At 31.0% G+C, this 13,036-nt stretch carries 11 protein-coding genes and 1 pseudogene; all 12 read right to left on the bottom strand.

What is annotated here, in order from left to right:
• Positions 1–334 precede the first annotated feature (334 nt).
• The 12 genes and pseudogenes from I6U48_RS16030 to I6U48_RS15980 all read right to left on the bottom strand — a co-directional run bounded on the left by I6U48_RS16030 (position 335) and on the right by I6U48_RS15980 (position 12,920).
• The gene (locus I6U48_RS16030) at positions 335–934 is read right to left on the bottom strand and encodes a hypothetical protein (protein ID WP_218321475.1); all 600 of its coding nucleotides are present in this window, start codon (positions 932–934) and stop codon (positions 335–337) included.
• 75 nt (positions 935–1,009) lie between these two features.
• On the bottom strand, positions 1,010–4,096 hold the full coding sequence (locus I6U48_RS16025) for an efflux RND transporter permease subunit (protein WP_218321474.1): 3,087 nt from the start codon (positions 4,094–4,096) through the stop codon (positions 1,010–1,012).
• Between the two features lie 11 nt (positions 4,097–4,107).
• On the bottom strand, positions 4,108–5,343 hold the full coding sequence (locus I6U48_RS16020) for an efflux RND transporter periplasmic adaptor subunit (RefSeq protein ID WP_246615393.1): 1,236 nt from the start codon (positions 5,341–5,343) through the stop codon (positions 4,108–4,110).
• A 171-nt stretch (positions 5,344–5,514) separates the two neighbouring features.
• The gene (locus tag I6U48_RS16015) at positions 5,515–5,880 is read right to left on the bottom strand and encodes an adenine nucleotide alpha hydrolase family protein (protein WP_218321473.1); all 366 of its coding nucleotides are present in this window, start codon (positions 5,878–5,880) and stop codon (positions 5,515–5,517) included.
• Positions 5,881–6,024: 144 nt separating this feature from the next.
• Complete coding sequence (locus tag I6U48_RS16010; protein ID WP_246615392.1) at positions 6,025–7,797, bottom strand: sensor histidine kinase; 1,773 nt, start codon at positions 7,795–7,797, stop codon at positions 6,025–6,027.
• 54 nt (positions 7,798–7,851) lie between these two features.
• On the bottom strand, positions 7,852–8,550 hold the full coding sequence (locus I6U48_RS16005) for a response regulator transcription factor (protein WP_218321472.1): 699 nt from the start codon (positions 8,548–8,550) through the stop codon (positions 7,852–7,854).
• A 17-nt stretch (positions 8,551–8,567) separates the two neighbouring features.
• Entirely contained in the window at positions 8,568–9,959 is a 1,392-nt protein-coding gene (locus I6U48_RS16000; protein ID WP_218321471.1) for a sensor domain-containing diguanylate cyclase, read from the bottom strand.
• Between the two features lie 315 nt (positions 9,960–10,274).
• Positions 10,275–10,856 (bottom strand): 5' nucleotidase, NT5C type, encoded by a 582-nt coding sequence (locus I6U48_RS15995; protein ID WP_218321470.1) that lies wholly within the window; start codon positions 10,854–10,856, stop codon positions 10,275–10,277.
• 21 nt (positions 10,857–10,877) lie between these two features.
• The gene (locus tag I6U48_RS15990) at positions 10,878–11,117 is read right to left on the bottom strand and encodes a hypothetical protein (protein WP_218321469.1); all 240 of its coding nucleotides are present in this window, start codon (positions 11,115–11,117) and stop codon (positions 10,878–10,880) included.
• A gap of 71 nt (positions 11,118–11,188) precedes the next feature.
• A complete protein-coding gene (locus tag I6U48_RS15985; protein ID WP_218321468.1) occupies positions 11,189–11,710 on the bottom strand; it encodes a phosphatase PAP2 family protein in 522 nt (173 codons plus the stop codon).
• A gap of 86 nt (positions 11,711–11,796) precedes the next feature.
• Positions 11,797–11,904 (bottom strand): annotated as a pseudogene (locus I6U48_RS29755) (peptide ABC transporter substrate-binding protein); the annotation flags it as partial.
• Between the two features lie 281 nt (positions 11,905–12,185).
• Complete coding sequence (locus I6U48_RS15980; RefSeq protein WP_218321467.1) at positions 12,186–12,920, bottom strand: replication initiation protein; 735 nt, start codon at positions 12,918–12,920, stop codon at positions 12,186–12,188.
• Between the last annotated feature and the right edge of the window lie 116 nt (positions 12,921–13,036).

The following is a 13,036-nucleotide window of genomic DNA, read 5'->3' as shown; positions in this document are numbered from 1 at the left end:
CATCTATAGTGCGACAGCCCCTATAAAATACGTTTTGATACTTTTCTATTAGAATCCAAATTTATCTAGATTGTCTTTCAAATCTTTAACAGAGGCAGAAAGGCCCTTGGCATATTCTGCTATTTGTTGTGCTATTACAGCTTGTTCTAAAGCATTTTTTGATACTTCTTAAGTTGCATCTGCAATTTGTCCTGATGTTAAAAATGATTGTTCAGAGGATAAAGCAATATCTTCTAACGGGTACGTCCAGCTTGAATTATAACCTCTAATCTTTCTATTCCTTCAGCACGCTTTTACTTTGTAAAATCGATAAGCAAAATAGCACCAATTATTGCTATTTTTCTAGACTTGTATCTATATTAGATGAATCTTGTCCTCTATTTGCTAATTCGCTATTATATTGTGATGCTGATATCTTTCCTTTCGCATATAATTCCTTAAGTTCTGAATCTGTATATTGTGAAAGATTTGTTGTGGATTCATTACTGCTGCTATCCTCATCAGTAGACTTTGATGCATTTTCAGAAGTATTAGCCTTAGAAGATTCCAATGCACTTGCACCTTCTTTGCTAATTTCTACAGTATCTCCCTGGGATGAAACATATTTAGTTGCTAGGTCTGTATTATTTATTGACGTTACATCTTCCTGACTTTTTTCAGCCTTCTGAGGATTATTAGTTTCCTGTACATTTGTTTGGGAATTCTTAATCTTAGAAGATTCCAATGCACTTGCACCTTCTCTACTAATTTCTATAGTATCTCCCTGGGACGAAACATATTTAGCTGCTAGATCTATATTATTTGCCGACTTCATGCTTTTATTGTCTTTTTCCACAGTCTCTTGCGTATCAGTTTTTTGTGCATTTTTCTGTGAATTCTTAGCCTTTAGACTTTCATAGGCGCTGTCATTTGTTCCTCCAATTTTAATATCCATATTCATTATCTCCTTTTCTTATTATTTTTGATATTACCGCCTTGCCTGCCAATAAGTAGCTGGTAATTAATGTGTCTAGTTATTTCTATACATTTCAGTTTTTGATAATTTGTTCAAGTTCTTTTTGCCGAAAAATCCTTTCAAATCATCTAATATTGTATATATACACGGTACAACAAAAAGTGTTAGCAATGTTGAAGTAATTAATCCTCCAATAATTGCGTAAGCCATTGGAGACCGCGTTGATGCACTAGACCCACTACCAATTGCTGTAGGAATCATGCCAAAAATCATTGCTAAAGTTGTCATAAGAATTGGTCTTAAACGAGTATGTCCAGCTTGAATTATAGCCTCTGATATTTCTACTCCTTCAGCACGCTTTTGCTTTGTAAAATCGATAAGCAGAATTGCATTTTTAGTAACTAATCCCATAAGCATTATAACACCTATAGCAGACATTATATTCAGGTCCTTGTTGCCAACAAATAATCCAAGGACAGCACCAATAATTGCTAGTGGTAAAGAGAATAAAATAGCAAATGGATCTATAAAACTTTCAAAGTTCGCTGAAAGCACCAAGAATATAAATAAAATACCCATTCCAAGTGCAGTAGCTAAACTTTTAAAGCTGTCTGCCATATCTGCTTGATTTCCACCAGCACCTGTAGTTACCCCACTTGGAGGTTTAAGGTCGTTTTCTAATTTTTTATTAAACTCCGTATTAATCGTTCCTGAAGTAACATCCGAAGTATTATTTGCAGTTAACTTAATTTCTCTTGCTTTATCATATCTATTAATTGTAGATGAAGCAGTAGTGAAAACTTTTTTAGTAACTTGTTCAATAGGAATCATTTTACCTTCTGAGCTTGACACATAGATCCCCTGCAAACTGTCAAAATCTTTTCTTTGGTCATCCTGTAATTCTGCAACAACATCATATCTGTCTTTATCAGTTTCAAATTTAGTTACTGTAGAACCATTAAATAGGACACTTAATGTTCTAGAAATAGAATTTGCATCTACACCTAAGTCTGCAGCCTTATCTCTATCTACTTCTAGTTTTACTTCTGGTTGTCCAGCTTTATAACTAAGAGATACATCTATTGCTCCTTTAGTATTTTTTAATGCTTTTTCAGCTTTTAGAGCATAATCATATACCTGATTAAAATCCTGTCCTTGTATATGGAATGTAATTGATTTTCCTGAACCCATTCCAGTGCTTGTATTAACAGCTAACTGAATTCCTGCCATTTTTGATAAATCATCATGGATTTTATTTGCTATTTCCTTAGTAGATTCCTTTCTTTTTTTCTGATCTATTAATTTTACTGTAATATTTATACTGCCAGATTGAACTGTAGAATATATATATTTTATATTTGATGAGTTTTTCTTAATAATAGCTTCCATATTTTTTGTAGTGTTTGAAGCGTTATTTAAAGTACCTCCAGAATCAAGGGAGGCTTCCACAGTAATATTTCCATCATCAGATGCAGTAATAAAACTTGTATTTAGCTGAGTAGCTAACAGCAGACTAGCAAAGAACATTATTATAGGTATTATTATAGTTAATTTTCTATGGTTCAAGGATACCTTTAAAACTTTAGCATATATGTTAGACAAATTATCAAAGTATTTATTAAACCAATCTAAAAAACCTCCAACAATTGGTATTTTTTTATCTTTTTCATGCCTCAAGTACTTTGATGAAAGCATAGGAACTAGAGTAAAAGATATAAATAATGAAATTAGCACAGCAATAGCAACAGTAAGACCAAATTGCTTAAAAAACTTACCAATCATACCACTAACCATGGCTATAGGAGTAAATACTGCTGCTACTGCGAAGGTAGTTGCCATAACTGCCAAGCCAATTTCAGCCGTACCATCCTTTGCAGCTTGAATAGGGGATTTACCCATATTCAGGTGACGAGAAACATTTTCAATAACAACAATAGCATCATCAATTAAGAGCCCAACAGAAAGAGATAATCCCATTAGAGACATCATATTGAGGGAAAAGTTCATAAGCTTTAATCCGATAAATGTAGTAATAATAGCTACTGGAAGACTGATAGCACTAATACAAGTACTTCTCCATTCCTTTAAGAAAATAAAAACTATAAGTATGGCAAGAAAGCAACCTTCAATTATTGTACTTTTAACATCATTTACAGAATCTTTTATATCTGTTGAGTTATCAGTAACAATTTGAAGCTTTACGCCACTTGGCAAAGATTGCTGGATACTAGAAATTCCCTTTTTAATATCCTCTGCCACCTGTACTGTATTAGTTCCAGACTGCTTAACAACATCTATACCTATGGCTTCTTTTCCATTATAGTAAGTTAAGCTGTTTTTCGCCTTCAATCCGTCTTCCACGGTAGCTATATCTCTAACTCTAATTTCCACACCATTTCGCTTTGCAATTAAAACATTGTTGAAATCATCTATGTTTTTTATAGTGCTATTAGTTTTCAAAGTAATTTCTTTATTTTCACTAGAAACCTTACCACTAGAGGTATTAATATTATCATTGCCTAAACTTTGTGTTACCTCCGAAGAAGTTATATTATAAGCAGCTAACTTATTTTTGTCTAATCTTATATGAATTTCTCTATCCTGCTTCCCGTTAACTGTAACAGAGCCTACTCCCTTTATAGCATTTAATTTTTTTGAAATCTTATCATCAACTATTTCAGATAATTCACCATTAGACTTATTATCACTAATGACAACAAGAGAAACAATTGCTGATGCACTCATATCCATCTTTGACACAACTGGAGTATCTATATCTTGAGGCAATTGTCCCTTAATGCTATCAATTTTATCTTTAACATTCTGTAATGCCTGATTAGAATCTGTTTCAAGTGAAAATTCAATTGAAGTATTTGAATTACCATCTGTTATAGTAGAAGTAATATGCTTTACTCCGGATATTTGTGCTACTGCGTCCTCTACCTTTTTGGTTACTTTTGATTCCATCTGGTCTGGAGCAGCCCCATTTTCAGTTATCTGTACTGAAGCATAAGGGGCATCTACATCTGGCATATTGTTAATTGGTAAACCTGTATAACAAACTATACCTACAGCTAACATTGCAATCATTATTACAGTGATGAATACCGGTCTTTTTATACTTAGATTTGCAATAAACATAATTTCACCTCCTATTTAGAAACTACCGTTATAGCCTCATCCTCCAATAATGTACTTACATTAGTAATAATGACTTCATCTCCTGATTTTATTCCAGACTTGATTTCTACATTATCTTTACTAACCTCTCCTGTAGTCACAGTGGATTTTTTAGCTACCCCTTTATTATTTATAAAAACATAATAGTTTCCCTCACTACCACCTAGCGCCTGAGTTGGTAATGATATGGATTTTTTAGTATTACCTGTTTCAATTTCTACATTTCCAAAAACACCAGGCTTTAGTTCACCATTTTTGTTATCAATTGCAATCTTACAAGTAAATACTCTGGAGGAGGAATCAGCTACAGCATCTATATTTTGAATAGTACCTTCATATTCCTTGGCATTTTCTCCATCAAGCTTTAAGGTAGCCTTTCCACCTACTTTTATATATGATAAATCACTATCTTTTACTTGTATAACAGCATTTATACTGGATATATTTTTTACCTTTCCAAGAGTCGTCCCAATATTTACATATTGACCTAAACTAACATTTTTTCCGTCCATAACACCACTTATAGGAGCTGTAATAGTTGTATTTTGTTGTGTATTATGTTGTGTATTTAGATTTACCTGTGCTGAATTTATATTAGCTTTCTGTGTTTCAATATTAAGTTTAGCTGATTCTATACTATTTTGTGCTGTGCTTAAATCTGTCTGTGCATTTTTAAGAGCAGTCTCTGCACTTTCAAATTCTGTTTTAGCAATGGCTCCTTGATCATAAAGGGCTTTCTTTCTATCGTAATCACGCTTAGCTGATTCATAACTTGTTTGCATCTTATCCATAGATAACTCTGAAGAATTTACTTGATTCTCTGCAGCTTTTAATTGAGCTTCTGCAGAAGTGAGTTGTGCCTCTGACGATGCTACATTATTTTTCACATCAGTATCGTCTAATTTTACTAAAGCTTGCCCTTCAGTTACTGTTTGTCCATTTTCAAACAGCACCTCCGTAACTTTTCCTCCAACTTTATTTGTTACAGCACCTTCCTGTACTGCTTCTAAAGAGGCCTTAAAGCTTGCCTTTGCACCGCTTGTAACCTCTTCTACTTTTTGTGTTTTAACAGATACCTTATTTCCAGATGTAACTGTAGTTTTCTTTGCTTTTCCTGAGAATGCGTTTTTTCCAACAACTAGAACAATTGCAATTACTAGAATAGTTATAATGGTTTTTCTTTTACTCATTTTTAAACCCTTAATCATTTTTATGCCTCCATTTTCTTTTTTATTGTTTAAGACATGGTTTAAAATTATCTTACACATTTAAATCCAAATTCCTGTAAATATAATAGTTCACCTATAGCTATCAAATGCTCATAAGATATTATTTAATTTTGAGTTGATATTTTTTCATGGTTATCCTTCTAATGTTAATCATTCTGTAATGAACACCTGGATACTCGGGAAGGTTTTCTTCACTTTTGACAAAAAATTATCCTGTTCTGATTTTGGAATTTTCCCCAAAAGCAACTGATTAATTTTATTTCTGCTAATATAATTAATTACTATATCACTAAAATTATTTCCCCAATAAACCTGCATATCCACATCTAAAAATTTACATACACCAAACAAATATTCTAACTTTGTGTCTTTAATATTTTTTGATTGTTTGCTATTTTGTATGTTTAGAATCTTTAGCTTTAATTTCCCCTTGTCTGCCATGCGGCGTCCTTCTTTTATAAGTTTTTCGCCATCTACCATATCAGTGATACAAACTAAAATTATGTTCTCTTTCAATAATTTTCCCTCCCATACCACTTATTAACTGTATGGTACAGTATAATTGTGGCTGAAATGTGTCATAAAAAAGAAAGTTTATGTCAAAAAAACTGGCTATAATCCTTAATAGGTTATAGCCAGTTCATAAAATATAATTCATATTTAATCAATACTTGTCATTGGTAATGTAAACGTAAAGATACTTCCTTTTTCAGGTATACTATCCACAAAAATACTTCCATTCAGCTGATGAATAATCTCATAAGCTATAGCAAGACCCAATCCTGTTCCCTGGGACACCCTTGCTTTATCAGATTTATAAAACCTTTCAAATACATGTGGCAAATCATCAGGATATATTCCCATACCTGTATCTGCTACGGATATTTTTACTGAACTACTTTCTAGACCAGCATAAAGTGAAACACTACCTCCTGCTTTAGTATATTTTATCGCATTATCAAGAATGATAATAATCACCTGCTCAACCAAATCCATGTTACTCATTACAACAAGATCTTCAGGTGGAAGTGCAAAAGAGAACTTTATTCCTTTTTCATTAGCAAGTACAGAATATCGTTCTGCCACATTTGCCATAATTTCACCTATTGCAAACTCTTCATTATCTATAGAAATTGAATCTGTCTGCAATCTTGATAAAGTAAGAAGATCATTTATCAGTCTTGAAAGTCTCATTGTCTCATGAAGCATATGATTATAATATCGTTTTTTTGCTTCTTCATCTGTAACCATACCATCAATGATGGTTTCAAGTAATGCTCTTAGCGCAGATATTGGCGTTCGTAATTCGTGAGAAACATTTGCCACATATTCCCTCCTAGTTTTCTCCAATCTTTCTAATGCAGTTATATCCTGAAATAACGCTACAGCGCCAGCAATTTCATTCATTTCATCCTCTAAGGGGCATATGGTAACCCTAAGAATATTATGATTCCATTCTATATTTCTAGCTATTGCATATCCTTTTGAAAGAACTATATCAAAATCCTCCCATATCTCCTTAACTGGCAAGATTTCAATAGGTTCCTTTTCTTTTGATGTGTTGAAAACATCAAAAATTGCTGGGTTAATATGTGTTATATTACCTTTAGAATCAGTTGCAATAATCCCTTCAGATAATCCATCGATAATTTGTTTCAGTCTATTTCTTTCAATTTTCAAATCTGATATTGTCTCAGATAGTTTGCTGGATAAATAATTTAATGATTGACCAAGTTCCCCGATTTCCCCTTTATAAGATTCATTCGCTTTTAATGTTAGATTTCCATGGGCCATTTCCATAGCAATACTCTGCATATCCTTAAGTGGATTAGTTATATGTTTGGCTACCTTATAAACAGGAAATATCATAAGTAAAAATACACCAAATGCACTCAACAATACTGATCCCCTAAATCCAAAGAATGCAGTTCTGAGTTCTTCTGGAGGTTTAGATAGAAAAACCGCACCGACAACAGCTCCTTTGTCCAATATGGGTTCTCCTACCAAAGTAAGTAGTCCTTCATTGGATTGAATATGCTTCCCTGACAAAATCATTGGTAGATATTTTTCAAATGTTTTACTAATTTCATTATCAATATGTAATTTCTGATCCTTATTCATCTTTACATCAGTGTTGCCCTCAACTCTTATTGTTAGCTTGCCATTTTTATCGTAAATGTACAAAATATCGTTCCATAACGAATAAGAACTCTTAATTTTTTCTTCAAGTTCTCTATTTGATATACCTTCCTTCTGATATGTCGTTATCATTTCTGATATTGCCTTAGTTCGAGGCTTTAGATCCTGTATCTGCATATCCTTGAACATGTTATTAGTTATAAATAGGAATATTGGTATATTAATTATTATATATAAAACTATCGTTCCCACTACCAAGGCAAGAATTTGACGAATAAGTATATTTTTTTTCAAGATAACTCTCCCTTATCAAACATATAATTATTATTTCATATAAAAAATCATTTTTTATGTACTCTGTCCTTCAAATTTGTATCCTACTCCGTAGATACTCTTGATACTCCATTTCATGTTTTCGAAATATAATTTCTGACGTATACGCTTTATTTGAGTGTCAACACTTCTTATATCTCCGAAAAAATCTGTATTCCATACATTATGAATAATCTGCTCCCTGCTAAATACTTGTCCAGGATGTGATGCAAGCATATATATTACTTCAACTTCTTTAGGTGTCAAGTGACTCAGATTGCCATTAATATACACTTCATATGTTGAAATGTTTACTTCCAATCCATCATATCTCAAAATTGGACTATTTTTCTTTACTCCAGATGTCCTACGCCTTAACACTGCTTTTACACGAGCAACTACTTCCCTAGGACTGAAAGGTTTTACAATATAATCGTCCGCACCAAGCTCAAGTCCTAAAATTTTATCTATTTCCTCACCTTTTGCAGTCAGCATTATTATTGGTACATCAGAATTTTTCCTAATTGCCCGGCATACCTCAATACCATTAATTTTAGGCATCATAATATCAAGAATTATTAAATCAGGTTTTATTTCAAGTGCCCTTTTAATTGCTTCTTCTCCATCATACGCAGATTCATATCTAAATCCCTCAGCCTTTAAATAGGCACTAATTGTTTCATGAACAACAAATTGATCATCACAAATAAGGATACATTTTAATTCATCCACCATAATCATCCCCCCACAAATTAATGCTCTTTCATATCTTTCTTTTTCATATACATACGCTGGTCTGCAATTTTAATAAATTCGTCAAAGACTTTACTTTCTTCAGGGAATTTTACAAAACCATATGCAAAACCACATTTTTCAATGATTCCCATCTCCTCCATTCTAGCTTTTAAATCTTCGTTAATGATTTTCATTTTACCAATTAGGGAATCTTTATCTATTTGAAAATAAACACCAACAAATTCATCTCCACCAATTCTAATTAATATATCTGTCTCTCTTGAATATTTTTTTAAAAGCAAAGCAAACTCTTTTATATAAACATCACCATATATATGACCATATATATCATTTATAATTTTCAAATTATTAATATCCATCATAACATAATAAAATTCTTCCTTGTACCTCAAGCTATGCGGTATAATAATGTTCTCTAGGTCATTAAGATACCATCTATTATATAGACCTGTAAGCTGGTCGAACTTGGATAAGTAAATCGTTTGATTAAGCAACTGATGCGAAGTAAGTACCAATGATATTTGTTCTATAAGAAACTGCATAATTTCCAAATCTTGATTATTGAATATATTATCTCTAGATGAATCTAGGTTTAATAGCCCTCTTAATTTTCCATCTATTATAATTGGGCTACTAAGTGAAGATGCTACTTCAATTCTATGAATGTTATCCAAAACACTTGTAACTCCTTCCATAGAATACGATGCTAGATTATTAATTATAATAGGTCTAGTAGTGTTTTCTCCACAACATCTATAAAAAAAGCTTTCTTCAAACTTAAGTTTGAAGTTCTTTGCCATGTCAATGTCATATCCCACATTTGCTCTCATAGTCATATAATCATTCTCGTCTAGCAATAATATACTTCCTAGTTCTACATATGGTATAACTTCTACTAAGCTTTTAAGTATATCATCAAAATAATCATCTAAACTTCGATATTTTGAAAGCATATTATTTAGTCGGATAACGATATCTTTTACCTTAGCCAACTGAGCTTCATGTGTAAGATCATTTGCTGTAAGCATAATGAATCCATTTTCTTTAAATTCAATATAATTCATAATGATTTTTAAAATCAATTCTTGATCATCCTCTTTACAAATTACCTGTTTTTCTATGACATAAGGAATTTTATAGTTCGCTACATATTTAAGACCTTCAATTACTAGTTGTAAAGATTTATTATCAAAAAACTCTGAGATATTTTGACACTCCTTCTCCTTAATCTTAACGCCTGTTATCTTTTCAAAAGCTGAATTTATAAAATGAATGGTTCCGTCTAACTTTAGCAATGCTACTAATGTATCAATGCGAGATAGCATTTCCTTAAACAAATTTTTGTCTTCATTTATATCTTTAATAATTTGGCGATTGAAGCTATCCATAATTTTCTCCTCTAACTAGACAGTGCTACTATTATTGATTTGCATATTTTATTCTTTCCTATACTTCGAATACATTCATAAATTATATTGACAATTTGATTATATTGCAATTAAAACCATTTTACAAATAAATCAGATGTTCTTGTTTAATAAAAATAGAGACTATTGCTAGTCTCTGTTATGAATTTAAAATCTTTGTCTAGTTTATATCATCGTTTATTATTGCCTCTACATTCCCTTTAAATGTAAGCTTTAAATGATTTACAATATCTCTTATATTAATGTTTTATAAAATTTATAATAAAAAAAATACCATTATATAGCTTTTCTATGTAATGGTATTTCTCTTATTATCTGATATATTTCATTCCAATTAAACACCCTAGTTATATTTTCATTTAAAGGTTTCCTATTATAATTAGTATCAATAAGCAAAACCTTAAAACCATTCTCCGATAACTGCAGAGCATTTGAATAAGAATCTTCTATAAATATATCGCATTTAAGTTTTTTAGCTGTATTAACCTTATAATGAGTTCCTAGGATAAAAACTTCATCATATTGAATGCGATTTTTATTTAAGTAAGAGTAGGTAAGCATCTCTAAATCTTTATCTCTTGCAGTAACAAAATATATATTATCTGTCTGTATTAGTTCTTCTATTACCTCTCTAGCATTTTCTCTCAATCTCACTTCGTCGTTATGCATTTCAAATTTACTTTTATTGTAAAACTCATAATATTCTTCTCTAGTTACTCCCATAACTTTATCAATTTCATACTCTGTTACTTTATCAATAGTAATGTTTTTATTAAAATATTTATTTGCAATACTTAGCCAAAAATATGGATCAGTAATTGTTCCATCAATGTCAATACATATATTAAGATTTTTCATTTTTAACACCAACCTTTAGTTTTATTTTTTACTAATATTATTTTGTTCTATAGAATTAATTACAGCAGTTTCAGAATCTCTTGCTATTTCATCTGGAGTCTTGTCTAAACTAATAATCACGATAGATTTACTAGAAATGTTAGCTTGCCTTTTTAAGTCGTAATTTAAATTACATGATGTATTAGCAATTACAGCTGTGTATAAGATTCCTATTAAAATCATACTAATAACCAAGTAACCCTGTTTGCTATAATCAAACATTTCACTTCACCTTACCCCTTCTATAATTTAAAAATGTACACTCTAATCATACTCATAAACTTTACTATAATTTATACTAGATAAAAAACTATGAAAGAAGATATCGTACCTAAAATTGCACCTGCAAACACATCAGAAGGATAATGAACTCCTAAATAAATCCTGGATACACCAATAAGACACGCTAATAGCATTAACAGAAATATTGCAGTTGGATAGAACAACGAAATCATAGCACTAACAGTAAAAGCTGCTGTTGTGTGACCAGAAGGAAATGAATATTCATCTATTCCAATCTTTTTTATATTAAGGTTATTTACTATTAAAAACGGCCTAATTCTGCTTACAGACTTTTTAAATATTTGAGCAACAACAGTACTTAATATTAATGAAACTGTGCATTTTACCCCAAGTAAATGAATAAAAGGATCTGGATTTAATTCAGTAAATAGACAAAATATAACTAATGAAACTTTAGATGCTAAATAAGTAGCTAACGGCATAATGATATCTAAAGATTTACATTTTAGAGACATATTAATTCTCTTAAGTAGAAACGTATCACCGTTTTGTATACAATTCAATATATTCATATATCCTCCTCCCCTTTGATTACATTATATATATTTATTTTTAACAACATTTTAAGGCATTGTTAATTTAACTTTAATTATTTGAAGCATCTGGTATGGAATCTACAACCTTTTAGAGGATTTATCTGACTTGGTACATCGCTTTTTAGTATAATTCTGTTCTTTTTTCTTTTTGGGTCAGGAACTGGAATAGCTTATATGCTTTACTACGTTAATTCCATACCCCTTTCTACTCATATAAAAAGCATCGTACGCCTGTCTTCGTGTTCTACTAAAGAAGGCATAGATTCTTACAGGAAGGCATACATTGGTCGTATCTGTCACCAAAAGCACATCCTTCTGGCATCTCTAAAGGATTAAGCACAGTACCAACAGGATTTTCCATTACCTTATCTCCTATAATAAAAAAACAGAAGCTTTTTAGCTTCTGCAACCTTTTTATGATTTTTTTAACATTAAATATTTCATTTTAAATCTAAGCTTCCGTATTGTTTTCTGTATTTACAGGTTTGTTTTTTATTTTAAATTTAATTCCTTTAACCTTACGAGATACAATTTCTTCTTCTATACAAAAAGATATATCTGCTTTGTCATTAATTTCTTTTTCGGCTTGAACCAAGACCTTACGTTTAAAATCATTGTATTTTATGTATTTCTTTTCACTTATTCCAAGTTTTGCTCTTAACTCTTCTACATCAATTGACATTTCTGCAATATCATCTGAAGGGCTAATATTCTTCTTACATATATTATAGATCATCATAGAATATTTGCTTTTAAAATTTATTATGTTGTTTAAGGATTCCTGACTTTGAATACTTGTTCCTACACATGAAAGATAAGGAATTAACGCCTCATGGAACTGAACCATAACATTATCTTTAACATCATCGTATTCTATATTATAAAACATTGGTGATATCTTCCAACTATCTTTAGTTTTTAATGAAAAATATCCTCTTAAAAGCTCTTTACAAATCTTCTTTAATTTATCGGATTTACTAGAAGGTTTGTCTTCAATAGCATTATAAAAATCTTTTGTAGTAAATTTAAACCCTTTGTCAGTTGAATCTTCTTTATCTATCAATGTTGCTGAAGCATGTATAAGCCTAATTCCACCCGGAGTAGTATGAAATTTTAAATTAGCTAAATTATTATTTTCCTCAACAGGTAAATTTTTCAATAGAACTTTACTATTATAGCAAACCATGTTATCACTCCTTATAATTAATTCTATAAACAAATTTTAACACTAACTACGACTTCAGTCAACTATAGTCGTAGTATTTTTTATAATATAGATACCCAAAACAGAAAGTTGATTTA

The sequence above is a fragment of the Clostridium thailandense genome, from assembly GCF_019207025.1.
Lineage (GTDB): Bacteria > Bacillota > Clostridia > Clostridiales > Clostridiaceae > Clostridium_AM > Clostridium_AM thailandense.
Note: the sequence above shows the minus strand (reverse complement) of the source record. Positions and strands in the feature narration are given on the sequence as shown.